This window comes from Pedobacter yulinensis (assembly GCF_003029735.1).
Taxonomy (GTDB): domain Bacteria; phylum Bacteroidota; class Bacteroidia; order Sphingobacteriales; family Sphingobacteriaceae; genus Pedobacter; species Pedobacter yulinensis.
The window spans coordinates 427,773-450,667 of the sequence record NZ_KZ686269.1; the positions used below are offsets into that span (position 1 = coordinate 427,773).

The 22,895-nt window shown below is 51.0% G+C and carries 27 protein-coding genes; 16 read left to right on the plus strand and 11 right to left on the minus strand.

Annotation, left to right across the window (positions count from 1 at the left end):
- Nucleotides 1–72 precede the first annotated feature (72 nt).
- The 5 genes from ligD (at nucleotide 73) to C7T94_RS09275 (ending at nucleotide 7,061) form a co-directional block, all read left to right on the plus strand.
- On the plus strand, nucleotides 73–2,820 hold the full coding sequence (ligD, locus tag C7T94_RS09255) for a DNA ligase D (protein ID WP_107215076.1): 2,748 nt from the start codon (nucleotides 73–75) through the stop codon (nucleotides 2,818–2,820).
- Nucleotides 2,821–2,823: 3 nt separating this feature from the next.
- On the plus strand, nucleotides 2,824–3,402 hold the full coding sequence (locus tag C7T94_RS09260; RefSeq protein WP_204353255.1) for an arylesterase: 579 nt from the start codon (nucleotides 2,824–2,826) through the stop codon (nucleotides 3,400–3,402).
- Nucleotides 3,403–3,517: 115 nt separating this feature from the next.
- Nucleotides 3,518–4,675 (plus strand): zinc-dependent alcohol dehydrogenase, encoded by a 1,158-nt coding sequence (locus C7T94_RS09265; RefSeq protein ID WP_107216038.1) that lies wholly within the window; start codon nucleotides 3,518–3,520, stop codon nucleotides 4,673–4,675.
- Between the two features lie 5 nt (nucleotides 4,676–4,680).
- Nucleotides 4,681–5,487 (plus strand): SDR family NAD(P)-dependent oxidoreductase, encoded by an 807-nt coding sequence (locus tag C7T94_RS09270; RefSeq protein WP_107216039.1) that lies wholly within the window; start codon nucleotides 4,681–4,683, stop codon nucleotides 5,485–5,487.
- 32 nt (nucleotides 5,488–5,519) lie between these two features.
- Nucleotides 5,520–7,061 carry an FAD-dependent oxidoreductase gene (locus C7T94_RS09275; protein ID WP_107215077.1) on the plus strand — a complete coding sequence of 514 codons (1,542 nt, stop codon included), beginning with the start codon at nucleotides 5,520–5,522 and terminating at the stop codon, nucleotides 7,059–7,061.
- Between the two features lie 212 nt (nucleotides 7,062–7,273).
- Here the strand turns inward: C7T94_RS09275 and C7T94_RS09280 are convergent, their stop codons facing one another.
- The 3 genes from C7T94_RS09280 to catB form a co-directional block, all read right to left on the minus strand.
- Entirely contained in the window at nucleotides 7,274–7,867 is a 594-nt protein-coding gene (locus tag C7T94_RS09280; protein ID WP_107215078.1) for a DUF4142 domain-containing protein, read from the minus strand.
- Between the two features lie 108 nt (nucleotides 7,868–7,975).
- A complete protein-coding gene (locus C7T94_RS09285) occupies nucleotides 7,976–8,977 on the minus strand; it encodes an SDR family oxidoreductase (RefSeq protein ID WP_107216040.1) in 1,002 nt (333 codons plus the stop codon).
- A 198-nt stretch (nucleotides 8,978–9,175) separates the two neighbouring features.
- A complete protein-coding gene (gene catB / locus C7T94_RS09290) occupies nucleotides 9,176–9,802 on the minus strand; it encodes a type B chloramphenicol O-acetyltransferase (RefSeq protein ID WP_107215079.1) in 627 nt (208 codons plus the stop codon).
- Nucleotides 9,803–10,108: 306 nt separating this feature from the next.
- On the opposite strand from catB, the gene C7T94_RS09295 reads away from it, so the two are divergent.
- Nucleotides 10,109–10,498 carry a VOC family protein gene (locus C7T94_RS09295; RefSeq protein ID WP_107215080.1) on the plus strand — a complete coding sequence of 130 codons (390 nt, stop codon included), beginning with the start codon at nucleotides 10,109–10,111 and terminating at the stop codon, nucleotides 10,496–10,498.
- 38 nt (nucleotides 10,499–10,536) lie between these two features.
- Here C7T94_RS09295 and C7T94_RS09300 read toward each other — a convergent pair whose 3' ends face one another.
- Nucleotides 10,537–11,841, minus strand: a complete 1,305-nt coding sequence (locus tag C7T94_RS09300; protein ID WP_107215081.1) for a PAS domain S-box protein — start codon at nucleotides 11,839–11,841, stop codon at nucleotides 10,537–10,539.
- Nucleotides 11,842–12,076: 235 nt separating this feature from the next.
- On the opposite strand from C7T94_RS09300, the gene C7T94_RS09310 reads away from it, so the two are divergent.
- Nucleotides 12,077–12,310: a hypothetical protein gene (locus C7T94_RS09310; protein ID WP_162618633.1), complete on the plus strand. Its 234-nt coding sequence runs from the start codon at nucleotides 12,077–12,079 to the stop codon at nucleotides 12,308–12,310.
- On the opposite strand, the gene C7T94_RS09315 is transcribed toward C7T94_RS09310, so the two are convergent.
- Both C7T94_RS09315 and C7T94_RS09320 read right to left on the minus strand, forming a co-directional pair.
- Nucleotides 12,307–12,600 (minus strand): SemiSWEET family sugar transporter, encoded by a 294-nt coding sequence (locus C7T94_RS09315; protein WP_107215084.1) that lies wholly within the window; start codon nucleotides 12,598–12,600, stop codon nucleotides 12,307–12,309. The two genes, C7T94_RS09310 and C7T94_RS09315, sit on opposite strands and share 4 nt — an antisense overlap.
- Before the next feature lie 82 nt (nucleotides 12,601–12,682).
- Entirely contained in the window at nucleotides 12,683–13,093 is a 411-nt protein-coding gene (locus C7T94_RS09320) for a DNA gyrase inhibitor YacG (protein ID WP_107215085.1), read from the minus strand.
- Between the two features lie 322 nt (nucleotides 13,094–13,415).
- Between C7T94_RS09320 and C7T94_RS09325 the strand changes: the two genes are divergently transcribed.
- A complete protein-coding gene (locus tag C7T94_RS09325; protein WP_107215086.1) occupies nucleotides 13,416–13,787 on the plus strand; it encodes a response regulator in 372 nt (123 codons plus the stop codon).
- Nucleotides 13,788–13,850: 63 nt separating this feature from the next.
- On the opposite strand, the gene C7T94_RS09330 is transcribed toward C7T94_RS09325, so the two are convergent.
- Nucleotides 13,851–14,087: a hypothetical protein gene (locus C7T94_RS09330; RefSeq protein WP_107215087.1), complete on the minus strand. Its 237-nt coding sequence runs from the start codon at nucleotides 14,085–14,087 to the stop codon at nucleotides 13,851–13,853.
- Nucleotides 14,088–14,218: 131 nt separating this feature from the next.
- On the opposite strand from C7T94_RS09330, the gene C7T94_RS09335 reads away from it, so the two are divergent.
- Together C7T94_RS09335 and C7T94_RS09340 are read left to right on the plus strand one after the other, a co-directional pair.
- Nucleotides 14,219–15,796, plus strand: a complete 1,578-nt coding sequence (locus tag C7T94_RS09335; protein WP_239494970.1) for an ATP-binding protein — start codon at nucleotides 14,219–14,221, stop codon at nucleotides 15,794–15,796.
- A complete protein-coding gene (locus tag C7T94_RS09340; protein WP_162618634.1) occupies nucleotides 15,789–16,148 on the plus strand; it encodes a response regulator in 360 nt (119 codons plus the stop codon). Before C7T94_RS09335 ends, C7T94_RS09340 begins: the two co-directional genes overlap by 8 nt.
- A gap of 15 nt (nucleotides 16,149–16,163) precedes the next feature.
- On the opposite strand, the gene C7T94_RS09345 is transcribed toward C7T94_RS09340, so the two are convergent.
- Nucleotides 16,164–17,048, minus strand: coding sequence for a MerR family transcriptional regulator (locus C7T94_RS09345; protein WP_107215089.1), 885 nt, complete (start codon nucleotides 17,046–17,048; stop codon nucleotides 16,164–16,166).
- 128 nt (nucleotides 17,049–17,176) lie between these two features.
- Between C7T94_RS09345 and C7T94_RS09350 the strand changes: the two genes are divergently transcribed.
- The 5 genes from C7T94_RS09350 to C7T94_RS09370 all read left to right on the plus strand — a co-directional run bounded on the left by C7T94_RS09350 (nucleotide 17,177) and on the right by C7T94_RS09370 (nucleotide 19,911).
- A complete protein-coding gene (locus tag C7T94_RS09350) occupies nucleotides 17,177–18,043 on the plus strand; it encodes a phytoene/squalene synthase family protein (protein ID WP_107215090.1) in 867 nt (288 codons plus the stop codon).
- Nucleotides 18,024–18,551 (plus strand): isopentenyl-diphosphate Delta-isomerase, encoded by a 528-nt coding sequence (gene idi / locus C7T94_RS09355; protein ID WP_239494971.1) that lies wholly within the window; start codon nucleotides 18,024–18,026, stop codon nucleotides 18,549–18,551. The genes C7T94_RS09350 and idi overlap by 20 nt, the downstream gene beginning before the upstream one ends.
- A gap of 159 nt (nucleotides 18,552–18,710) precedes the next feature.
- Nucleotides 18,711–19,040: a hypothetical protein gene (locus C7T94_RS09360; RefSeq protein WP_107215092.1), complete on the plus strand. Its 330-nt coding sequence runs from the start codon at nucleotides 18,711–18,713 to the stop codon at nucleotides 19,038–19,040.
- Between the two features lie 86 nt (nucleotides 19,041–19,126).
- Nucleotides 19,127–19,330, plus strand: a complete 204-nt coding sequence (locus C7T94_RS09365) for a hypothetical protein (RefSeq protein WP_107215093.1) — start codon at nucleotides 19,127–19,129, stop codon at nucleotides 19,328–19,330.
- A 149-nt stretch (nucleotides 19,331–19,479) separates the two neighbouring features.
- Nucleotides 19,480–19,911, plus strand: a complete 432-nt coding sequence (locus C7T94_RS09370; protein ID WP_107215094.1) for an Hsp20/alpha crystallin family protein — start codon at nucleotides 19,480–19,482, stop codon at nucleotides 19,909–19,911.
- A 77-nt stretch (nucleotides 19,912–19,988) separates the two neighbouring features.
- On the opposite strand, the gene C7T94_RS19345 is transcribed toward C7T94_RS09370, so the two are convergent.
- From C7T94_RS19345 to C7T94_RS09380, 3 genes are all read right to left on the minus strand, one after another.
- Nucleotides 19,989–20,192 (minus strand): hypothetical protein, encoded by a 204-nt coding sequence (locus C7T94_RS19345; protein WP_162618635.1) that lies wholly within the window; start codon nucleotides 20,190–20,192, stop codon nucleotides 19,989–19,991.
- A complete protein-coding gene (locus tag C7T94_RS09375) occupies nucleotides 20,164–20,388 on the minus strand; it encodes a DUF3606 domain-containing protein (protein ID WP_107215095.1) in 225 nt (74 codons plus the stop codon). Before C7T94_RS09375 ends, C7T94_RS19345 begins: the two co-directional genes overlap by 29 nt.
- A gap of 132 nt (nucleotides 20,389–20,520) precedes the next feature.
- Complete coding sequence (locus tag C7T94_RS09380; RefSeq protein WP_107215096.1) at nucleotides 20,521–20,928, minus strand: response regulator; 408 nt, start codon at nucleotides 20,926–20,928, stop codon at nucleotides 20,521–20,523.
- Nucleotides 20,929–21,083: 155 nt separating this feature from the next.
- On the opposite strand from C7T94_RS09380, the gene treZ reads away from it, so the two are divergent.
- Nucleotides 21,084–22,895 (plus strand): malto-oligosyltrehalose trehalohydrolase, encoded by a 1,812-nt coding sequence (treZ, locus tag C7T94_RS09385; protein ID WP_107215097.1) that lies wholly within the window; start codon nucleotides 21,084–21,086, stop codon nucleotides 22,893–22,895.

Sequence of the window (22,895 nt, forward strand, 5' to 3'; positions counted from 1 at the left end):
AATGCCTTGCTATACCGGTGCAACAAACTTTTGTTTCACCTGCCTTGTTCTCTCAGCAGAAGAAAACACGCCATGGGATTAAAAGAGTATCGTGCCAAACGGTCAAAGGACAAGACAGACGAGCCTTTCGGCGGCGAGCCGGCCGGGAAAACGCTGCGATTTGTTGTCCAAAAACATGCCGCATCACACCTGCATTATGATTTCAGGCTTGAAATGCGCGGTGTATTAAAAAGCTGGGCAGTTCCCAAAGGCCCTTCGCTCGATCCCGAGGTCAAGCGCCTGGCTATGATGGTTGAAGATCATCCTTACGATTACCGGACTTTTGAAGGCACCATCCCGAAAGGGGAATATGGCGGGGGGACCGTGATGGTTTGGGACGAAGGAACCTATGAGGCTGCCGAAGAAGACAACGCTGACCTTGAAACGCAGCAGAAACATCTGCTGCACCAGCTTCATGCCGGCAAAATCAAATTCATATTGAAGGGCAAGAAACTGAAAGGCGAATTTGCGTTGATTAAAGCACATGGACGCGGAGAAAATGGCTGGTTGCTCATGAAAATGGCCGACCGGTACGCAAACACAAACGACATCACCTTAAAAGACAAGTCCGCATTGTCAGGGCTGAGCATGGACCAGATCACCAAGCGGGCCGACACAAAAGAAAGTCAGCCAACCGCGTCTGAGCCCGCCGCGAAAGTAAAGAAAAAGCTGAAGGATAAAACCGGCACATTACCCGAGGCAGAAGGCAAGCTGGTCAAAACTGCCGAAAAGAACAGCCGGTCGGCCCCCCTTGCGGGCAGTGATCTTAAAAAACTCCTTAAAGAAGCAACAAAATGCCCGTTTTATACCAAACTCTCACCCATGCTGGCAACGCTTGTGGGCCAGGCTTTTGATGATCCCGGCTGGCTGTATGAGGTAAAGTGGGACGGCTACCGGGCCGTCGGTTTCAGAAAAGGCTCACTTTTGGAGCTGAAAAGCCGCAATGACAAGTCGTTCAATGAAAAATTTTATCCTGTATATGAGGCTATGAAAGCCTGGGACAAAGATGTGATTGTTGACGGGGAGATCGTGGTGGTGGGCGATGACGGCAGGGCCAACTTTGGCGCACTTCAGAACTGGCGCAGTGAGGCTGACGGCAGCCTGCTTTTCTATGTCTTCGACCTGCTGTGGTACAACGGCCTTGACCTGACCGGGCTGCCTCTTATTACCAGGAAAGCTATTCTGAATGAGGTTGCCCCATCAAACTCCCTGATCCAGGTAAGCCGTGATTTTGAAACCTCGGGTATCGAGTTCCTGGAGGCGGCCAGAAAGATGGGCCTGGAAGGCATCATGGCCAAACGAAAAGACAGTCTTTACCACACAGGCGACCGCACAAAGGACTGGCTGAAAATTAAGGCAAACAGGCGCCAGGAAGTGGTTATAGGCGGGTATACCCGAAATGAAGACACCCGCAAACCCTTCAGTTCATTGCTTGTCGGCGTTTTCCAGGGAAAATCATTTGTCTATACCGGCAAAATCGGGACGGGCTTTTCTGTAAAGACGCAGACAGACATGCTTGCACAGTTTGAGCCCCTGCAAATCGACCATCCGCCTTTTTCGGTAGAGCCCGATGTAAACAAGCCGAGCCGGTTTCGGCCCAATCCGCCAAAGGCGACCGTAACCTGGCTTAAACCCGAGCTAATCTGTGAGGTCAGCTTTGCTGAAATGACAAGCGACGGGGTTATGCGTCACCCATCTTTTGAGGGCATGCGGACCGACAAAACCGCCAGCGAAGTCGTTCTCGAAAAGGAAACAGATACCGGCTCTATTGTTGCTGGCAATGCCCAGCTGTCTGGTTATGTGAAACCCGGCCCGAAGAAAAGCCGCAAGACCCTGCTCAATCCAACCGAGGCCACGCAGGTAAAGAAGGTGGGTGGCCACGAGCTGAAATTTACCAATGTAAAGAAAGTATTCTGGCCAATAGAGAAGTATACAAAAGGTGACTTGCTGAATTATTACTACCAGGCAGCGCCCTTTATTCTGCCTTACCTGAAAGATCGGCCACAGTCCATGAACCGCTTTCCGAACGGAATACACGGCAAAAGTTTTTACCAGAAAAACGTAAAAGGCAAAGTGCCTGATTGGATGGCTACCTACGCATACCACAGCGATGCAGATAACGAAGACAAGGAATACCTCATTGCAAACGACGAAGCGACTTTGCTGTACATGATCAATTCGGGTTGCATTGAACTGAACCCCTGGAGCAGTACGGTCAAAAATCCCGACCGGCCCACCTGGTGTATGATCGATTTCGATCCCGATCAGAATACGTTTGACCAGGTAATCGAGGCGGCACGTGTTACGCATACCATTTTAGAAGACATGGGTATACCATCGTATCCGAAGACCAGCGGCTCGACCGGCCTGCACATTTACATCCCGCTTGGCGGCAAATACACCTATGAGCAGTCGAAAGAGTTTTCACGCGTCATAGCCAGGCTGGTTCACCGGGAGCTCCCGGCGTACACCAGTATCGAGCGTGCCATACGCGACCGGGAAGGTAAAATGTATATTGATTTTCTGCAGAACCGGCCGCATGCAACCATAGCGGCACCTTATGTGGTCCGGCCCAAGCCCGGTGCAACCGTTTCCATGCCCCTGCATTGGGATGAAGTGAAAAAGGGCCTGAAAATGAAAGATTTTACAATCCAGAATGCCATTGACAGGATGCGCAGTGAAGGCGATATTTTTAAACCTGTACTCGGGAAAGGCATCGACCTGCAGAAGATCATCAGCAAGCAACTGGCATCCAGGGCAGGAGAAGACGGGGCCGATTAACTGATGGCCTATTTAGAACCCAATGTGAAAAACATTCTTTTTTTTGGCGATAGCCTGACAGCCGGTTACGGCCTTGTCCACCCAGCGACGCAATCTTTCCCCGCGCTTATAAAATCTGAAGCCATACGCGAGGGCCTGGACTGCAGCATAATCAATGCCGGGCTGAGCGGCGACACGACGGCGGGCGCCCTGCTGCGGCTTGACACATTTTTGCGTAAACCGGTCGATATTTTTGTGCTGGGGCTGGGCGCAAACGACATGATCAGGGGGTACGATCCCAGCAAAACCCGTCAGAATCTTGTGGAGCTGATTACCCGGGCCGAGGGTGCCAATAAAGCCCTGAAAACACTACTGCTTGGCATGGAATTGCCGCCCTGGGTTCCCGAATCGCTGGCCGGCGGTTTCCGCGAAGTGTACCGGGAGGTTGCTGCAATCAAGCAGGCTGAGCTCGTACCATTCCTGCTGCAGGATGTGGTCGGTCACCGCGAACTGAACCTGCCAGATGGTCTTCATCCGAACGCAGCCGGTTACAGGGTCATCGCCGCCACTGTCTGGAAAAAGCTTAAACCCATGCTGAAGTAGGGGGGCGAACGGATTTATCATCGCTGTTTTTTGAGGTTTTGAAAACTTCATGGCTCCTGGCCCTGTTGCAGAGAGAGGTATGGCAATGCAGCGCTGTACCTGTAAACCTAAGATTATGAAAGCAGCCGTTTTTCACAAACCTGGTCAGATCAGTTGCGATACCGTAGAAGATCCGAAAATTGAAAATCCACGGGATATTATCCTCAAAGTTACCTCAACAGCTATTTGTGGTTCAGACCTGCATATCCTGAGCGGGGCAGTACCGCAGAAATCGCCCATGATTATGGGGCACGAATTTATGGGTATTGTTGCAGAAACGGGATCGGGCGTGAGCAATTTAAAGGTTGGCGACCGGGTGGTCGTTCCGTTTCCGATTGCATGCGGCCAATGTTTCTTCTGCCAGCATGGCGCTTCGCCGGCCTGTGAAAATTCCAACCACAAACATTATGGGCCTGACGGCGGATTGATGGACGAAAAAGGCGCCGCGCTTTTCGGGTATACAGACCTGTATGGCGGTTATTCCGGCGGCCAGGCAGAATATGTCCGCGTGCCTTACGGCGATGTAAGCCCACGGATCATTCCTGACAGCATCAGCGATGAGCAGGCGCTGTTCCTCACCGATATCTTTCCAACCGGCTGGTCGGCCATAGACTGGGCACAGATGAAGGGCGGCGAAGTGGTCGCCGTATTTGGTTCGGGCCCCGTTGGGCTGATGGCGCAAAAAGCCGCCTGGATCAATGGCGCAAGCCGCGTCATTGCCATTGACCCGCTCGATTACCGGCTGAAAAAAGCGCAGGAGGTGAACCAGGCTGATATTTTGAATCCAAATGACGTTGACGTGGTAGAAGCCATCCGCGAAATGACCGGCGGCCGCGGAGCGGATGTCTGCGTGGATGCAGTTGGCTTCGAGCCTGAGCGCTCGTTTATGGACAAGGTCAAAGCCACCGTCAATTTCGAAAAAGGCAGCATTAAAGTGCTCGAAACGTGTTTCCGCGCCGTGCGCCGTATGGGTACAGTATCCATTATGGGCGTGTACGGCAGTCCTTATGACAATTTTCCGCTGCACCGAATTTTTGATAAGGGGATTACCATTAAACAGGGACAGGCCCCGGTACTAAACTATATAGACCACCTGATCTCGCTGGTGGTAGAAGGGCGGGTTACGCTCGACGACATCATTACGCACACACTGCCGCTCACCGAAGTGGCCACGGGTTATAAATTATTTAACGAAAAACAGGATGACTGTGTCAAGGTCGTCCTAAAACCATGAATGTTATGAAACCAACAGTGGACTATGCGCTGGTTACCGGCGCCACTTCAGGAATAGGCTATGAGCTGGCCAAACTCCTGGCCCGAGACGGGCATAACCTGATCCTGACTGCAAGGAATGAAGCCGATCTGGAGCGTGTCAAAACAGAATTTGAATCTTTCGGCGTGGCGGTGCAGAACTTTCCGGCCGACCTCTCTGTAAAGGGAAATGCTGCCGATCTGTGCAACCGCATCCGGGAGCAGGGGCTGAATGTATCGGTCCTGGTTAACGATGCAGGCCAGGGTTTATACGGCCAATTCAAAGATACAGACCTGGAACGCGAACTGGCCATGATTGAGCTTAACATCTCATCGCTGGTTGTGCTGACGAAATTTTTTCTCCGCGAAATGCTCCAGGCCGAAGGCGGCAGAATTCTTAACCTTGCATCGATAGCAAGTAAACTGCCTGGTCCCTGGCAATCGGTTTACCATGGCACCAAAGCATTTGTCCTCTCGTTCAGCGAAGCCATCAGGGAAGAACTGAAGGGCACCGGGGTAACGGTAACGGCCCTGATGCCAGGACCTACAGATACGGCCTTTTTTGAACAGGCAGAAATGCTCGACAGCAAAATGCTTCAGGATGAAAGTGCTTTGTCTGACGCCGCCGATGTCGCAAAAGACGGCTACGAGGCAATGATGGCAGGCAAAGACAAAGTCATTTCGGGCCTCAAAAATAAGATGCAGGTGGGCATGTCTAACTTCATGCCTGACAGCACCGTGGCCCATGCCATGAATGAACAGCAAAAACCGGTAGAAAGAAAAGACGACAAATAAGGTCTTTTTTAACGCCTAACCAAAACATCAACATGACAGACAACACAAACAGCAAGACCCCCCGCGATGGCAGCCGTGTCAGCGCCTGGCAAACGACCGGCGTTCCTGAAGTACCGGCTGTTTCCAGCATTGCCGGACACTACGATGTGATCGTTGCCGGCGCAGGTCTTTCAGGAATGACAACTGCGCTGCTGCTGCAGCAGCAGGGAAAAAAATGCCTGGTACTCGAAGCTGCAAGCCCGGGGTTCGGTACCACGGGCGGCACCACCGCACACCTCAATAATTTTTTCGATGCGACCTATCCCGAAGTAGAATCTGATTTTGGTGAAGAGGCTGCAGCCCTGTTGGCCCGTTCGGGAAACGAAGCTATGGATCAAATCAAAACGCTGTCTGCCCGGTACGGCATTGATTGTGATTTTGAGCATAAAGACGCCTTTCTGTTCTCGCAGGATGAGCAGGAAACCAAAGAACTCGACCAAATGCTCGCCGCTTCGCAGCGTGCCGGTGTCATCGTGGAAGAGGCCGCCGGAAACGGGACGGTCATTCCGTTTGAGCGGGCCATCCGTTATGAGAACCAGGCGCAGTTCCATCCATTAAAATACCTGGCGGGCCTGGTGCGTGCTTACCAGGAACTTGGAGGAGAGCTTGCGAACGGAAAACTGGTAACCGGCACGGAGGTTAAAGATGAAAAAGTCCTGGTCAGCTGTGGTGAGGAAACCTATGGGTGCAGCCACTTTGTGTACGCCACCCACCTGCCGCCCGGCATAAACCAGTTTAGCTTTAAATGTGCGCCTTACCGCAGCTACGTTATTGGGGTTACGCTCACAGATGGTAACTATCCTGAGGCGCTGATCTATGACATGAAGGAGCCCTATCATTACCTGCGCACGCATGAAATAGATGGTCAGAAGTACCTGATCGCCGGCGGCGAGGACCATAAGACCGGCCATGGCGACCCGGAACAGTCGCTGGCTACCTTGCGTGATTATGTAGCTGAACACTTCCGCATCGGCCAGATAGCCTTCAGCTGGTCATCTCAATATTATGTATCTGTTGACGGACTTCCGTACATCGGCGCTATGCCGGGGTCGGGCGACCGCATCTTTACAGGAACAGGCTTTAATGGCAACGGCATGATCTTCGGTACATTGACGGGGATGATTGTCAGCGACCTGATTCTTGGCAAGCAAAACCCGTATGCAGCCCTGTTTGATCCCGGTCGCGTTAAACCTGTGGCCAGCTTTACTGAATTTGTGAAGGAACAGGCCGATGTGGCCTACCACTTCATCGCCGACCGCTTTCGTGCAGAAGACCTTCCGGAATTGGCAGACCTTGGTGTGAACGAGGGTAAAGTGGTTTCTTACGATGGGAAAAAAATAGCCATTTACAAAGACGAAACCGGTAAGGTAACGGCCCTGAGTCCGACCTGTACGCACGCAGGCTGTATTGTAGATTTTAATCCGCTTGAGAAAACCTGGGACTGCCCCTGCCACGGAGGCCGGTATGATTTGCAGGGACGTGTCATTACCGGGCCCCCTCAGAAGGCATTGAAACAGATCGGCCTTGACAGCTGATTGGCTCATCATATAAACTTTGTTATAACCTAAAAACCACGCTGGCAGCCGGCGTGGTTTTTAGGTTTTATGGATGTGAACACGATCCGGGTTCTATATTGCAGACCAAATAAAACCCGGTGACCCCGGCATTTCAGGCCCAGCGGCAATGGCCCAACGGCAAAAAAAAACCGCCCCATACATGATGAGGCGGTTTGTTGCCGTATTACGGATTATTTGTTTTTCATTGAATCCTGGATCTTTTTGATCATGTTCAGGTGTGCTTCCACTGTGGTGCTGGTTTTTCCGGCAAAGGCCTTCAAATCAGCATCTTTTCCGTCTTTCGCTTCCTTCTGCATCAAGTCAAGCGTCATTTCATGTCCTTCTACCATCGCATCCACGTACTTTTTGTCAAAATCAGTACCGGTAGCTTTGGTCAGGTCGGCTTGTTTTTCCTTGTGTTTTTCGTCAAGTGTTGCAGGCAGGGTAATATTTTTTGCCATTGCAAGCTTCTCCAGTTCAGCATTTGCCTTGCCATGGTCATTAACCATCATGTTTGCAAATTCCTTAATCTGCGCATTTGTGGACTTCTCAAGGGCAAGTTTGCCGAATTCGACTTCAGCCATGCCGCTGGTTGCCGCTGCTGTAGCGAACTCTGCGTCGTCCTGAGGAGCTGCCATACCGCCGGTTTCAGCCGTGTTGCTGCTGGTGTCTTTTGCTTCGTTCAGACTGTCTGATGTTTCTTTGGCGTCTTTGCCTTCTGAGTTGCAGGCTGTGAAGGCCAGGCTCGCAGTGGCAATCATGCCGATGTACATTAATTTTTTCATGATTAGGTAATTTTCTTAATCGAACAGCGCCAGGGCCCTGAATGTTTTATGTTATTTGCAGTTCTGTTGCGTTGGCCTGGCGGCAGGATGCTACAAGGCGATTGCGTGTTAAGGCTGTCCGCCGCCGCCGGCCGCCCCGTAGATTTGGCCATTTGCGTAGCTGGCATCATTGGCGGCCAGCTGCACATAAATGGAGGCAAGCTCGGCCGGTTGTCCGGGTCTGCCCAGCGGTGTATCGCCCCCAAACTGTTTCAGCTTTTCGGGTGTGGCGCCGCCGCTGACCTGCAGGGGTGTCCAGATTGGCCCGGGTGCTACGCCATTATCCCGAATGCCCTTGGGTCCCAGTTGTTTGGCAAGTGAACGCACAAAACTTGTATTTGCTGCCTTGGTCTGGGCATAATCAAAAAGTTCCGGCGAGGGGTCAGTTGCCTGAACCGAGGTCGTTGCTATGATGGAAGCACCAGGCTTTAGATGGGGCAGGGCGGCTTTTGTAATCCAAAAGGGCGCATAAATATTGGTTTTCATGGTCCAGTCAAACTGCTCGGCCGAAATGTCAAGAATGGACCGGTTGGCCTGTTGTCTGGCTGCATTGTTAACCAGGATGTCCAGTCCGCCGAGTTCCCTGACCGCCCGTTCAACAAGGGTTTTGCAAAATGATTCACTGCGGATATCGCCAGGAATGGCCACCGCTTTACGGCCGGCTGCCCTGATCAGGGCCACGACCTCTTTTGCATCTGGTTCTTCGTCTGGCAGGTAGTTAATTGCCACATCCGCACCTTCGCGCGCATAAGCGATGGCAGCCGCCCGGCCCATTCCTGAATCGCCGCCGGTTATCAATGCTTTGCGGCCAGCCAATCTCCCGGATCCCTTATAAGTCTTTTCACCATGGTCGGGTACGGGATCCATTTTGCCGGCAAGCCCCGGCCAGGGCTGTTTCTGATCTTTGAACGGCGGAGCCGGGTATTTGGTCTTCGGGTCGATGAGTTCTTCGGGTACCTCGCCCACCGCGGGCAGTCCTGACGCGGCCAGCGCGGGCGATACGGTTAGGGCGGCAATGCCGGCACTCAGACCGCCAATGGCTTCTCTTCTTGTAATTTTACTGATTTTCATGGCAGGTGTATTAAATCTTCTCAATGATAACCGGTGGCAGGCAGCTTGGTTTTCACATCCTGTCAAAAACGTAGTTGCCACAGAAGTAAGCCTGTCCTGACCGTGCCAGATTAAGAAGCCCGGCGGCATTAAAAAGGCGTCAGTACACTTACGGTGTAACAAACAAGACCTGCTGTGAGGTCTTGTTTGTTGTTGGTATCATCGCCACAGGTGAAAGCGGTAAAGCGCTGCGATATCGTTGCTGCACAATAACGGCATGGCCCGCTGCAGTTTTTCAGGCGGCCATGACCACCATTCCATTTCCTGCAGCCAGGTTATTTCCTGTTCAGAAAAGCGTTGCCGAATCACTTTGGCGGGACTCCCGCCAACGATGGCATAGGGTTCGACATTCCTGGTTACCAGGGCCCGGCTGCCAATTACGGCACCATTCCCGATGGTAATGCCCGGCATGATCATTGCCTCGGCGCCGATCCATACATCATGACCAACAATGGTGTCGCCCGCCGGCAGAAAGCCGTTGGCGCTGCCTGAAAATTCAGGTACTTCATGCATATAAAAGAAGGGAAAACCCGAAACCCAGTCGTATCGGTGACCCTGGTTCCCGGCCATGATAAAACAGGCACCGGTACCGATCGAACAATAACTGCCGATACGCAGTTTGTCAACGTCAGCCCGGTCAGGAAAAAGGTAACGGGCACAATCGTCGAAGGAGTGACCATGGTAATAACCTGAATAATAACTGTATTTTCCGGCTATAATGTTGGGATTGGTAACGTGTTCGGCAATGATTTTGCCGCGAAAAGGACTCTCAAAAAAGTTTTTCATTAAATTTTAGTTTAAAACAGCTGTTAAAAATTGCCGCGCAGGCGCGCACAGGCCCCGGGCGGGGGCCATCACCAGACCGGTGAAACAGGTGTTTTATCTAACTGCGATTTCCATGAGAAGACAAATATAAAACGCAGGTATGGGATTTGCAAAGCTTAGCAGCGGGAGTGGGGCTGATGGTTTTTTTACCATCTTCGGCGGTAATCGAAAAAAATTCGGGTTCTAATCGTTTTGTTTGCCGGCGTGCGCTTACTTTTGCCTGAATAACAGGGGGGCCAAATCCGGCCGGAATTAAGAACGGGAAACATGAAGATTAAATTAACCAGTGTATTTGTAAACAACCAGGATCAGGCTGCCGCGTTTTATACAGGCAAGCTTGGTTTTCAGGTCAAGATGAACATGGAGATGGGTGATTTCAAATTTATCACACTCGTGTCGGCAGACGAACCAGATGGTACCGAACTGCTGCTCGAACCCAACTCTGGCGAAGAAGCGTCACGGTATCAGCAGGGTATTTATGGTAAAGGAATTCCAGCTGTGGCCTTTGTTGTGGAAGATGTTTTTGCCGAATACAAGCGCCTGACCGAACTGGGTGTGCAGTTCAGGTCTGAACCCACAAACAACGGTTATGTGATCGCTGCGGTACTAGACGATACCTGCGGCAACTGGATCCAGTTGTACCAGCCGCTTTCCTAACCGCAGGCGCTGTTGCAGCGCCCCTTTGGTAACATTCATCAGCTTTCATTGCCCAGGGGCAGGTCGTTTCCGCTGCTTTCACGCAGAACCTGCTGACTTCGGCCTATGATCTCGCGAACCGCCCGGTCAAGTTCAAGGGCCGATTCCTGAAGATGGCTGGCCAGGATCTCATTTTCATGGCCGCGGTGTTCAGCTGCGAGCAATTCAGTAAGGGACATTATTTTGGTCAGCGGCGAACGGATCACATGTGCCTGCATGAACGCAATTTCCCGCAGGTGTTCGTTTTGCCGTTTTATTGCAGTCAGGTGGTTCACTTTTTCGGTCATATCGGCCGCAATGACCAATAAGGCCGGCCTGCCCTTGAAGAGAATTTCCCGGCTGCTCAAGTCGACAAAGTTCAGCTCCCCGTCTTTTTTTCGGACCCTTGATGACCCGTTCAACAAGACCTCGCCGGGATCAGCGGCATGTTCTGCCGGAGCGGTAATCTCAGGCAGTCTCAAAGACAATAACTCCTGTTCACTGAAGCCGTAACTGTTCAGAGCGGCCTGGTTTACCTGAAGCAGTTGCTGTGAACGGGCATCTACGATCATTTTAGGTAAAGGACTTGCAAAGAAAAGCGTTTTGTAATGATCTTCAGATTCGGCAAGTCTCCTGTTCAGGCATTCAGAGTCAGACAGTTCTTTTTGCAGTTCCTGGTAAAGGGAGCTGCGCTGCCACATGCTTTCCTCGAAACTTTTCTGTGTCTTGTGGATCAGCACCACCACGATCAGGTTTAAAAACAGCAGGTTGAATGATGCAATAAGCAGGTCTTCAGCAGAAATTTTCTGTAGTTGCGGCAAGGGTATCAGTAGGTAATGCCGGTTCATGGCCAGAAGCAAACCGATCAGAAAACTAATTGCGATACCCAACTGGGCATGCCGCAGGCGAAACTGAAAGCCAATAAAAATATTCAGGCCGAAGAGGTAGGCGAAACCGACTGTGATGTGGCCGAACAGCGTGATCTGGGTCAGCGAAAACAAAGCCACCAGTACCGTCGTAATTATTTTGCGGGCCATGAGCGACAGTTTCTTCATTATAACCAGGCAGCCAAAACTGCCAATAGCCAGGATGTCGAAAAGGACCACGTCCAGATTGTTCATGCGGAATTCAAGGATCATGCTGGGCAGCAGGGCAATCAGGCTGATCGGCAGGGCGTATACAACAAGCGCGGCGAACAGCCCATTTTGCCAGTCTGCGAGTTTTTCAGGTTCGCTGGTGCCGGGCGATTCGAGAGAAGTAGAGATGTAATGTTTGTACCGGGTCCAGAGTCGGTTCAGCGGATGAGTCTTTTTAACCAATATCATTTTTCTTGGGCTGATGCGCCGCTCACCATTAAAGGGGAATGGCTCGAAGCGCTATCGGCGGCGAATATAGTTAAACAATTGCGCTTGACCGCCAGGAACGGTCAAATGGTGTTCGTTTTAATCTGCCTGTTGCAGGCCCTATCTTGTGTACATATAGCTTGCGCACAGCAGACCGCTGTTGTGTAAAACTTTTTTGCTGAAAAACATGTATACAAAGGCAAAAAGCAAGAATACTATGCAACCTTTTAAAATTCAGTTGGCAGTCAGCGCCACTTCTGCGGTAGAAGCCGATGTTCTTCCTACCGGACCGGAGAGCTTTGACCTTCGTGTACAAGATAAACTTGTGGCGACGCTGCGTAAGGAGGCCGATGGCTGGAAATACCTTCGGGAGGGAAAACACGAAGTGGAGGATGGTGCCCTTGTAATTAAACAGGTAGAACAGCACCTCGTCCGTCAGGAGCCCGGCTAAACCGGGGTATTGCTTCCGTGCTTTTTGCCGGCAGTCCGGTACCTTGCTGCAAATAAAATGATCATGCTGTTAACCAGGAAACCGAAGCCATTGGTAATGATCAACGGATAATCACCACGAATGGTGCCGTACCAGACCCATCCCGCGAGACCGGCGACCAGAATCGACAACATCCAGTACGAAATATCATCGGCTTTCCGTGTCCGGATAACTTTGACCAGCTGGGGGAGCGCAGATATGCCTGTACAGATGCCAGAGGCCATGCCGATATAGATCGCATATTGTTCCATAACCGTTTATGGTGCAACGGCGGGCAGGCAGTTTTTGTTTACCGTCCGGCTTGCTCTTCAAGGCACATCAGGCGGTGGCTTATTAGAAAGGATAAGAAATAACGTCCCTTACCGCCCCCGGCCTGTCTGTCTCCACTGATAATTCCAGTTGTCCGGGTTTGTTTTTTGACCAGCCAAACTCGAAACAGTAATGTGTCACCGTGCCGCGGGCGTCGATGCAGATACTCGTAAAAAATTCCGGGCGGAAACCTTTGTCCAACAATTCATGCTCGGGAACGATCTGGCGGAACAACTCCCGGGCCGGCGTTTCAAAAAAACGTTTTAACAGCAGGTAGTTTTGATGTACCGCAGAAAGCGCTGTAGCCAGTGCCGGCGAGTTGCCGGCGTTTTCCGGGCCGGCAGCGCGGCATTGTGCTGAGCAAAAGGGGGAGTGTGTACGTTGGGCAAGCGGGGCGCCACAGTGCGGACAATTTTTTTCAGGTATCTGGTTCATGCAGGTTACAGCGGTTTGTAAGCATAACGTCCATTATCCGGCGTTATTTTCTGCTCAAATGCTGGGTGTAAATCCCGTTTGCCTGACAGCACCGGGAAGCGAACCAACCTGGCATTCCGGTTGCCAGAGCCCGGTGTTGCGAATGATCAAGTTAATATCCTGATTATCTGGTAGCCGGCAAAATACAAAAGACGGCTCGAATGCGTGTATTATTTCCGTTAACATCGGGTCAACACAGGCAAGCAGGGCCTTTCAAACCATGCTTACTCCCTGTATGTTTGTTAAATGACAAACATTAAGGCCGGCTAAAGCTTTTTAAGACATGGATTCAGTGAAGAGGATATTAATAGTAGATGATGATAAAGGGATCCTTGATTCCCTGACAACCTTGTTCGAACTGGTCGGTTATACTGTCGACGTGTTGGACAATGGCCTGGACTTACCAGTGAAGCTTGCAGCGCGGCCCGACCTGATCCTGTTAGATGTAATGCTTCAGGATACAGACGGTTGGTTTCTTTGCAAATTCCTTAAAGACAGCGAAAAATTTAAACACATCCCTGTTGTGATGATGTCTGCGGTGCCAGACACAGGCGACCTTGCCGAGTACGGGTGCAAGGCCGAGGCATTCATTCAAAAACCGTATTCGGTAGCAACGCTGGTCAAAACAATTGACCGCTTGTTAAAGCAGGGATAGCAGCATGAAAAAGTCAGGCTGCAAACAACCTGACGCGAATAAATTTGGGTAAAGTGCGCCTCATTAATGTGCTTCCAGCGCAGCTGAAAGTGAAGAAAGGCTATAGGCGTCCAGGCGGCCCCAACGCTGAATCCAGATACCATACGGATCTTTGTAGAGAACAGCCAGCTTTCTGTCGTCAAGAAAACAATTGTAAGCGGTCTCGTTTGATGACCTGTCTATTGATACGACGAGTTCTTCGGGGAGGTGGTCAATTTTGGCTTCAACGACGAAACCGGCGGGGGTGCTGTTAACTTGCATCTTCTTATCCTTTTCTTTGTCTATTGACAACAACCCGGCCCGCTATTTTGTTTTGAGGTTCAGGCGTTTATTTTTAAATTTTTAATATATCCGTTGCGGGTATGCCAAACAAAACGTTAGTCTGTTCGTTTGTGGATAAAACAAATCAGGGAGAATTGAATAACCAGGAAATTAAATCCATACTAGCGTCGCAAGATGTAGGAGAACACCTGTTCCCTAAAGCGCTCGACGCGGCCAATGTCGGTGTTGTTATTACCGATAACCGCCTGCCCGACAATCCGATCATTTATTGCAATTCAGCTTTTCAAAAGCTGTCCGGCTACAGCCGTGCAGAGATCATGGGCCGGAATTGCCGGTTTTTACAGCGCGAAGACCGTAACCAGGAAGAACGCCACCGCATTGCTGAAGCGATACGGGAAGGAAAGCACCTCGTTACCGAGATCAGGAATTACAATAAAGATGGGATGCTGTTCTACAATGAGCTTTACCTTTCGCCCGTTAAGAACGAGACCGGCGTTGTTACGCATTTTATTGGCATTCAAAATGATGTAACCCGGCGCCGGCAGGTTGAGCTTGATCTCCAGTTTCAGCGCCAGGAAGCTGAAGAACGGCTGGAGCAACGAACGCTTGCACTCCGCGAAAGTGAAGAGTACATGCAGAGTATCGTACAGACCATTCGCGAAAGCCTCGTGGTGCTGGATAAAGATTATAATGTTCTTAGCGTTAATAACTTTTTCCTCAACACGTTTAAGGTTACCATCAACGAAACCAAAGGCTTCAACTTGTATGAATTGGGCAACGGTCAGTGGAACATTCCGCACCTGCGGCGTTTAATGGAAGAGATTCTGCCCAGCAACAACCCGGTGCTCAATTATGAGGTGGATCATGAATTTCCGCATATAGGCCGGAAACTGATGCTGCTCAATGCACACCGTGTGGAGTTGGAAGGAGAGTATAAAGACCGCATTCTCCTGGCCATAGAAGACATCACAGAACGCCGGTCAATCGAACAGCGCAAAGACGATTTCCTCACGATAGCCAGTCATGAGCTGCGCACCCCGCTCACCACGATACAGGGATATACGCAGATTTTATCGCGCAGCCTTCCGGCCGGTTCGCCTGAACGGGTACGCAGCCTGGTGGGAAAACTTTCCGGGGCGGTAGACCGGCTGAACCAATTGCTTTCTGAACTGCTTGACATGTCTAAAATTCAGAGCGGTTATATCCAGTTGCACAAGGACCGTGTTCCGTTCGATGAACTCGTGGCCGGCGTGGCAGAAAGCATGCAGACCGCTTCGCCCGGGCACAACATCATCCTGGAAGGAAGTTCAGATGCCGATGTGTATGCAGATGAATCGCACTTGGTGCAGGTGATCAGCAACCTGATCGGCAATGCCATCAAATATGCACCTGATGAGCAGCGCATCGAGATCCGGATTTCCAGGGTGGGCGATTTTGTAAAACTTTCGGTGAAGGACTATGGCCTTGGCATCAGTCCGGCAGACCAAAAGCATATTTTCGAACGCTTTTTCAGGGTAGACAAAATCCAGAAAGATTTTCCGGGCATGGGCATCGGGCTTTACATCTGCGAACAGGTTATCAAGAATCATGGCGGAACCTTATGGGTAGAAAGCGACTTGGGCAAAGGATCAATTTTCAGTTTCACCTTGCCTGTATATGCAGAAGGAAAGGAGGCGGGTCATGAATAAAAAAATACTCGTATGTGATGACGATGAAGGCATCCTGGAAATGATGGAGCTTTTCCTGGAAGATGCCGGTTATGAAGTAATCGCTGTTCGGGAAAGTGTCAATGTGCTTTCTGAAGCGGCTAGCCGCAAGCCGAACCTGATCATCCTTGACATCTGGATGCCTGTTATTTCGGGCGACAGAATATTGAGAAGCCTGAGGGCACAGGAACCTACCGCTTCCATTCCTGTTATCCTGTTTTCGGCCAGCAGGGAAGGCCAGGGAATTGCGGAACGGGAAGGGGCAAACGGGTTTGTAAGCAAACCTTTCAATCTGGACGAACTGCTACAGCAGATCAGTGAGAAAGCCAGTTAATGCAGAATGCCCTTCTCAGTTGGCCGGATTTAATTTCAGAAATTCAACCAGGGCACTGGTTGAAAAAGCATTCGGCTCGCGAAACGCATGGCCTGAGCCAAACCGCGGCCCTGTAAAAAATATTCGCGCTGCGGGCGCCACTGCGCAAAGCGCAGCAGTAAAGGCCTGCTCATCGCTAACGCTGAGGGCGGTAGTCAGGCCGGTTACGATGATGCCAGGCCGGTGCAGTTCTACAGCCCGCTCAACAGAAGCAAAGGGGAGTGCTGCACCCAGGTAACAGGTGCGGTATCCCCGTAACCGGAAGGAATAATTGTAAAATTGCAGGGCAAGCTCATGCAGCTCTTCGGCCGGCAGGAACAACAATACCATTTCTTCATTGCTGTAGTTGGGCGGCAGCTTCAAGGTTTCAGCGGCCAGCCTGTTTCTGACCAGGTTCGAAAAAAAATGCTCCTGCGCGGGATCTACCGTTCCCGCCTGCCACAACTGCCCGATCTTTTCGAAAAACGGAAAAACGACAGATGAAATGGTCTGTTCAAAACCGAGCGATGCCGAGAGCCGGTTCATTGTTTCTTCAAAATGCCGCTCATCCATTTCCAGCAAAGCAAGTAGTAAATCCTGGTCGTGCTGTTTCGGTTTATCCTCCAGTTGCAGCAACTCTGCGCTGAGCCGCTCGCGCTCTGCCTGTGTCATGGCAGATAACACCGATATCTTGTATCCTGAACGGTTCAGCAGACTGATGTTGATGATATTCTTCAGGTCATCTGCCGAGTACCTTCTGATATTTGTAGGCGTACGGCCGGGCGTAAACAAACCATAACGTTGTTCCCACGTACGGATCGTGTGCGCCCGCACGCCGCTCAGGCGCTCCAGATCTTTAATGGTATAATGTTCGGAGGTCATGGGCCATAGTTAACAGCTGCAACGTGTTACAACTATTTTGCTTAATGTTTTTTGTGAAAGTTAAACAAAAATCTGCATTATTGTGTTTTGAAGCAAGTAGATTTTGAGAATATGCGAAATTCCGCACCATGAAAGCATTATTTGACCGGGTCAGTAAAAAATGCAGCAGCCTGACCACCCATGCATACAGCACTTCTTTTTCGCTTGGAATCAGGCTACTGGCTGCACCGATGCGTGAGCCGGTGTATGCTATCTATGGTTTCGTGCGGCTGGCTGATGAGATTGTCGATTCTTTCCAGGGCTTTGATCAGGCTGAGCTGCTGGCTGATTTCAGGCGACAGACAGACCGGTCCATTTGCGATGGGATATCGTTAAATCCTATTTTGAACAGCTTCCAGCGGGTGGTCAATGCCTATGGGATTCCCAAAGAACTGGTGGATTGTTTTTTCGAAAGCATGGAGATGGATCTGGATGGACAGTGCTACACACGCGAACTGTACGAACGTTATATTTTCGGTTCCGCAGAGGTAGTGGGCCTGATGTGCCTGCGGGTGTTTACAAACGGCAACGACCAGGAGTACGAACGCCTCAGGCAACCGGCCATGCGGTTGGGCGCTGCATTCCAGAAAGTTAATTTTCTGCGCGATGCGGGGGCAGATTTCAACAAACTTGGCCGCACGTACTTTCCCGGAGTAAACCTGCAGGGTTTTTCGGCAACTGAAAAAAAACAGATCGAAGCCGATATCCTGGCCGATTTTGATGCGGCGCTTGTTGGCATTGAACAACTGCCCGCCGGTGCACGGCCAGGCGTCTATCTGGCTTATCTTTATTATAAGGTCCTGTTTGAAAAGATCAGGCGGCTGCCTCCGCAGCGAATTTTGAGTTCCAGGATCAGGGTTGCCAACGTCCATAAAATGGTGATCATGTGTTATGCCCTGATCAGGCGACGTCCCGGTGTATCCTATAAGATAAATTATGCAGCAGATGACAAGTGAGGTTGAGCATGTGATTCTGGTCGATGAACAGGACCAGGAGATCGGCGTGATGGAGAAAATGCAGGCGCACAGGGAAGGCAGGCTTCACCGCGCATTTTCTATTTTTATATTCAATTCAGATGGCCAGATGATGCTTCACAAACGTGCGGCAAATAAATACCATTCGCCGGGCTTGTGGTCGAACGCATGCTGCAGCCATCCGCGGCCAGGCGAAGATGTGCTGCAGGCAGCAAACAGAAGGCTTCAGGAAGAAATGGGCTTCACCTGCCGCCTCAGCCCGGCTTTCAAGTTTTCCTACCGCGCCTCCCTCGACCAGGGAATGACCGAAAACGAGTTCGACCATGTGCTGACGGGACGCTATACAGGCAGCCCGGTTCTCAATCCGGATGAGGTGGCAGAATGGAAATGGATGGATACAGGCCTCCTGTACGAAGACCTCCAGCTTAACCCCGATCATTATACCTATTGGTTTAAGGCGGCTTTTCCGGTTTGGTTAAGACTGATGTAAGCATTTCGGGACCTCTGCAGTTTTTTTTATAAAATTTAGAGATGTCGCAAACATTTGCGGGTCTTTTCTGTTATGAACCTCGATTATCGCCCGCAAGAGGAGAAGCTTATCCCGGCCTGATCAGGCCTTTTGCTGGTTTACACAAAAACCATCTTTTATATGCGATTCGCTACGCTACTTTTGCTCCTGGCCTTGCCGGGCCTGTCTGCTCCTGCCCATTCTGCTGCGCTTTTTGAAAAGCGGCTGAATATGCGGGTCTATCAAATCGAAACACTTGCAAGTGTTGTTAACCGTATCGAGGTTCAACTGGGCTTGCGAATCTCGTACAAACCGGCGCTGCTGGTCAACAAAGCAGTAAAACCGGCAACCTATACCCTGATCAGTGCAGCTGACATCTTAAAGGAACAGCTTACCTTTCATAAACTGGTCCTGGTCAAACAGAACCGCGGTTATGCCATTGTTCAGGATTCAGCCAAACCGGGCAACTAAGTCAGCAGGCCGGCGAATCTTTTTCAACCTTTTTGGTCCCGCAGGCGTTAGTTGAAGGCAGGGGTACCTGCCTAACACGAAAAGCCATGAAAACAAAACACTTTTTATTAGCTGCCCTGCTGGTATCCGGCCTGGCAGCATGCAGCCAGGATGGTCATCAGCAAAGCAGCAGTCCGACATTGACAGGACCGACCGGCGATTCTTCGTCTACGCGTTCAGACACGAGCGCAACCACGTCAGATACCGCAGATACGGCGAAGACTGATGGCGAGACCACCGCAAGGGAATAAATTTGTCATTCCTGCTGACAGTTTTTCAGCGCTGGCTGAAAAAAAATCAGGCTGTATACCGGGCTGCATGCCCTGGCATGCAGCTTGATTTATTGGTCTTGATTTGAAACAACCCGATTTAATCAACTATAATTAAAGGAGGAAATATCATGTCACTGATCAAATTTAATGGCAACAAGCCCGCTATCAATGGATTCAGCGATGTATTTGAGTCCGTATTTAATGATTCATTTTTTTCTGACCGCCTGATTGCACGTGTACCTGCGGTCAATGTAGCCGAGACCGCAGATGGTTACCACATTGAGATGGCTGCGCCCGGTTTAAGCAAAGAAGATTTTCATATCCAGCTTGACCGCAAGTTGCTGACCATCTCAGTAGAAAAACAACAATCAGAAAAAAGCGACAGGGAAAGTTACAGCAGGAGAGAATTCAGCTACACTTCCTTTGTCCGGTCGTTTGCATTGCCTGATTCGGCCGATGACAGCAACATCGAAGCAAGTTACGCAAATGGAATCCTTGATATCCGCGTAGCGAAGAAGGAAGAGGCAAAACAAATGACTCGACGCATCGAGATCAGCTGATCCCGTCGCAGAAATGTTAAGAAGTTTCAAATCACATACCGCCCGGCAGGGCGGTTTTTGTTTGCAGGCTCAATTGCTTAAAGCAGTTGCCTGAGTCCGTTTTTAGCCTGATAACAACTCAGGTTTTCGATACGGCCAAGCAATTTGATCCTGGCGCCAATTTTTTTTTCGTCTTTCAGCAGCCTTAAATGCGGACGGTTGCTCTCCTCCGGCTGTTCAAAGCCGGTAAGCTGAATTTGTTTCATTTCCATCTCAATGCCCTCCCAGGTTAGCGCTGCCATTTAGTCTTGATAAAAACCGGGTATTCTTCAGATAGGCTTCAAGTTTGCTAAATTCGAGCTGATGAATGGCCCTGACGGCAGATTTCAGGGTTTCTTCACTTACCTTTAACCGCCTTGACCAGTATTGCCTGGCCGTTTCGTCCGAGATGTCGACCATCTCCGGAGCTCTTCTTGTGTCTCTGACCGATGTTTTCATGGTATTATTTGGTTAGATTAATACTGTATATGAATAAACCGGACTCGCCTGAGAATGTTTTGGGTGAAGTACCTGTTTTTGAAGTAGGCAATGGGGTCAAATACCCGTAAGAGGTACCGAAAATCGACGAAATCAACAGGTGTTGCTTAGAAATACGATTGGGTCAGTGTGCGGCTCTGGCCAGCTCTTTAACAAGTGCCAGCAGGCTATCCATGTCGTAAGGCTTCTCCAGGAAGGCATCGGCACCGTATTGTTCAATTCTGCTTCGACAAAACCCGGCCGGGCCGAGAGCAACAGGACCGGAACTTGTGCCAGGTGCGGCTGCTGTTTCAGTCTGCGGCACAGCAGGCGGCCATCTTCGGGGCCCAGGTGGATATCAATGATCATCAGGTCGGGGCGGAGTTTCGTAAGGCCCTGTTCAAAGGCACAGACCGACTGGCAGGCGAAAACGCGATAGTTTGCCAGGTACAGGATCGACTGTATGGCATCCAGGTTGTCTTCGCGGTCATCGACCACCGCGACGGTCTTCAAAGGAATCATTAGGCTCTCAAATGTATAAGTTTTTATGATAAAATATTAAACAAAATGCAAATAGCCCTGATTGCCCGGGGCCGGGATTTTAATGCGTGTTTTTTTAGGGTGGAATATGCCCGGGGGCGTAAACCTTTATCCTGCTGCGGGTGTTATCGTTGCACATGAACGAAACCACTTTCAACCCTGCTTTTGGGGTTAGCTTTGAACAGAATATGGCTACGGCAAGGCTCTGGGCGCCCGGCGCAGCGGAGGTTAGCCTGGAGCTCGAGGCAAGCGGCGCAGTGCTGCCAATGGAAAAACAAGACCGAGGTGTTTGGAAATTGACCACATCAGAACTGCAGCCCGGAACAGATTACCGTTTTCTGGTCGATGGCAAGGCATTTGCCGACCCGGCCGCGAAATTTCAGCCGGAAGGCCCTTTGGGGGCCTCGCGCGCAATTGATCTGAACACCGTTGCCTGGACCGACCACGCCTGGTCCAATCCTGGATTAAGCCAATACATTATTTATGAACTGCATACCGGTACCTTTACCGACGAGGGGACCTTTGAGGCGGCAGAGCGTAAGCTTGATTACCTTCTTGAGCTGGGCGTCACGGCCATCGAGATCATGCCGGTGGCGGCTTTTCCGGGCGAGCGCAACTGGGGTTATGACGGCGTATTTCCGTATGCGGTTCAGGCCAGCTACGGCGGGCCGGAGGGCCTGCTACGCCTGGTTAATGCCTGCCATGAGCGTGGCCTGGCTGTGATCCTGGACGTGGTGTATAACCACCTCGGGCCTGAAGGAAACGTTCTTACTTCGCTGGCGCCCTACACAACTGCCAAGTATCCCACGCCCTGGGGCGAGGCGATGAACATGGACGATGCCGGTTCAGATTTTGTGCGGCAATATTTCATTGAAAATGCCCTCATGTGGCTGTCTTCCTTCCACATTGACGCACTGCGGCTCGATGCAGTTCACGCCATCCGCGATTTCGGCCCCAAACATTTTCTGGCCAGCCTGGCAGAGGCCGTTCTCAACCTTGAAAGTGCAACGGGGCGGAGTTATCACCTGATCGCAGAGTGTGACCTCAACGACCGCCGTTTTGTCGAGCCCCTTGATCAGGCAGGTTATGGTATGGACGCGCAGTGGGTCGATGAGTTCCACCATGCGCTGCGGGTTACTTGCGGCGAGCCGCGCGAAGGTTATTACAGTGATTTTTCAGGGCTCGGGCATCTGGCCAAGGCGTTCAGTTCAGGTTACGTTTTTGATGGAGGCTATTCTGCACACCGCGATAGGATGTTCGGCACACACACCGCGGGCATTCCCGGCAATCGGTTCGTTGTGTTTTCCCAGAATCATGATCAGGTAGGAAACCGCCCGTTTGGCGAGCGCAGCGTTGCCCTGTATGGTCCAGATAAAGCCAAGCTCATGGCGGCAGCTACGATACTTTCACCGTTTGTACCCCTTCTTTTTATGGGTGAAGAATACGGCGAAGACCGGCCGTTCCTGTATTTTATGGATCACCAGGGCGAAGAACTCGTAGAGGCGGTTCGAAAAGGCCGCGCCGAAGAGTTCAGCTTTGCTGAAGGGCAGCAGCCGCCAGACCCGAAAGCAGCGTCGACCTTCACGTCATGTAAACTTACCTTCAATAACTCCGGCGACCATGGCCGAATGCTTGACTATTATAAGACGTTAATCAGGCTGCGCAAAACCGACCAGGTTTTCAGCAAGGCAGACCGGAATGCCTTATCAGTGAGGCATGACCAGGCCCGCCAGCTGCTGTTGCTCCGCTACGAGCACGGGGCCGGTATACGGGAGCTTTATTTTAACTTTTCTACTGAAGCTTGTGCTTACGAGCGGGAAGACCAGGCAGCATTGAATCTGTTACTGTGCTCTGATGACATACGCTGGGGCGGCGCTGGTGCCGACGCGAGGCGTTCTGACGACATTATTCACCTTCCGGCCCTGAGCCTGGTTATCTTAACGAACTAA

What these genes read in the sequence shown, in the direction of transcription:
- C7T94_RS09315 (WP_107215084.1), bottom strand. Translation starts at nt 12,600, where the DNA reads ATGGAACAATATGCGATCTATATCGGCATGGCCTCTGGCATCTGTACA.
- C7T94_RS09295 (WP_107215080.1), top strand. Translation starts at nt 10,109, where the DNA reads ATGAAGATTAAATTAACCAGTGTATTTGTAAACAACCAGGATCAGGCT.
- C7T94_RS09340 (WP_162618634.1), top strand. Translation starts at nt 15,789, where the DNA reads ATGAATAAAAAAATACTCGTATGTGATGACGATGAAGGCATCCTGGAA.
- C7T94_RS19345 (WP_162618635.1), bottom strand. Translation starts at nt 20,192, where the DNA reads ATGGCAGCGCTAACCTGGGAGGGCATTGAGATGGAAATGAAACAAATT.
- treZ (WP_107215097.1), top strand. Translation starts at nt 21,084, where the DNA reads ATGAACGAAACCACTTTCAACCCTGCTTTTGGGGTTAGCTTTGAACAG.
- C7T94_RS09360 (WP_107215092.1), top strand. Translation starts at nt 18,711, where the DNA reads ATGCGATTCGCTACGCTACTTTTGCTCCTGGCCTTGCCGGGCCTGTCT.
- catB (WP_107215079.1), bottom strand. Translation starts at nt 9,802, where the DNA reads ATGAAAAACTTTTTTGAGAGTCCTTTTCGCGGCAAAATCATTGCCGAA.
- C7T94_RS09280 (WP_107215078.1), bottom strand. Translation starts at nt 7,867, where the DNA reads ATGAAAAAATTAATGTACATCGGCATGATTGCCACTGCGAGCCTGGCC.
- C7T94_RS09330 (WP_107215087.1), bottom strand. Translation starts at nt 14,087, where the DNA reads ATGCAAGTTAACAGCACCCCCGCCGGTTTCGTCGTTGAAGCCAAAATT.
- C7T94_RS09325 (WP_107215086.1), top strand. Translation starts at nt 13,416, where the DNA reads ATGGATTCAGTGAAGAGGATATTAATAGTAGATGATGATAAAGGGATC.
- C7T94_RS09270 (WP_107216039.1), top strand. Translation starts at nt 4,681, where the DNA reads ATGAAACCAACAGTGGACTATGCGCTGGTTACCGGCGCCACTTCAGGA.
- C7T94_RS09345 (WP_107215089.1), bottom strand. Translation starts at nt 17,048, where the DNA reads ATGACCTCCGAACATTATACCATTAAAGATCTGGAGCGCCTGAGCGGC.
- C7T94_RS09260 (WP_204353255.1), top strand. Translation starts at nt 2,824, where the DNA reads ATGGCCTATTTAGAACCCAATGTGAAAAACATTCTTTTTTTTGGCGAT.
- idi (WP_239494971.1), top strand. Translation starts at nt 18,024, where the DNA reads ATGCAGCAGATGACAAGTGAGGTTGAGCATGTGATTCTGGTCGATGAA.
- ligD (WP_107215076.1), top strand. Translation starts at nt 73, where the DNA reads ATGGGATTAAAAGAGTATCGTGCCAAACGGTCAAAGGACAAGACAGAC.
- C7T94_RS09275 (WP_107215077.1), top strand. Translation starts at nt 5,520, where the DNA reads ATGACAGACAACACAAACAGCAAGACCCCCCGCGATGGCAGCCGTGTC.
- C7T94_RS09285 (WP_107216040.1), bottom strand. Translation starts at nt 8,977, where the DNA reads ATGAAAATCAGTAAAATTACAAGAAGAGAAGCCATTGGCGGTCTGAGT.
- C7T94_RS09320 (WP_107215085.1), bottom strand. Translation starts at nt 13,093, where the DNA reads ATGAACCAGATACCTGAAAAAAATTGTCCGCACTGTGGCGCCCCGCTT.
- C7T94_RS09380 (WP_107215096.1), bottom strand. Translation starts at nt 20,928, where the DNA reads ATGATTCCTTTGAAGACCGTCGCGGTGGTCGATGACCGCGAAGACAAC.
- C7T94_RS09300 (WP_107215081.1), bottom strand. Translation starts at nt 11,841, where the DNA reads ATGATATTGGTTAAAAAGACTCATCCGCTGAACCGACTCTGGACCCGG.
- C7T94_RS09350 (WP_107215090.1), top strand. Translation starts at nt 17,177, where the DNA reads ATGAAAGCATTATTTGACCGGGTCAGTAAAAAATGCAGCAGCCTGACC.
- C7T94_RS09310 (WP_162618633.1), top strand. Translation starts at nt 12,077, where the DNA reads ATGCAACCTTTTAAAATTCAGTTGGCAGTCAGCGCCACTTCTGCGGTA.
- C7T94_RS09265 (WP_107216038.1), top strand. Translation starts at nt 3,518, where the DNA reads ATGAAAGCAGCCGTTTTTCACAAACCTGGTCAGATCAGTTGCGATACC.
- C7T94_RS09370 (WP_107215094.1), top strand. Translation starts at nt 19,480, where the DNA reads ATGTCACTGATCAAATTTAATGGCAACAAGCCCGCTATCAATGGATTC.
- C7T94_RS09365 (WP_107215093.1), top strand. Translation starts at nt 19,127, where the DNA reads ATGAAAACAAAACACTTTTTATTAGCTGCCCTGCTGGTATCCGGCCTG.
- C7T94_RS09375 (WP_107215095.1), bottom strand. Translation starts at nt 20,388, where the DNA reads ATGAAAACATCGGTCAGAGACACAAGAAGAGCTCCGGAGATGGTCGAC.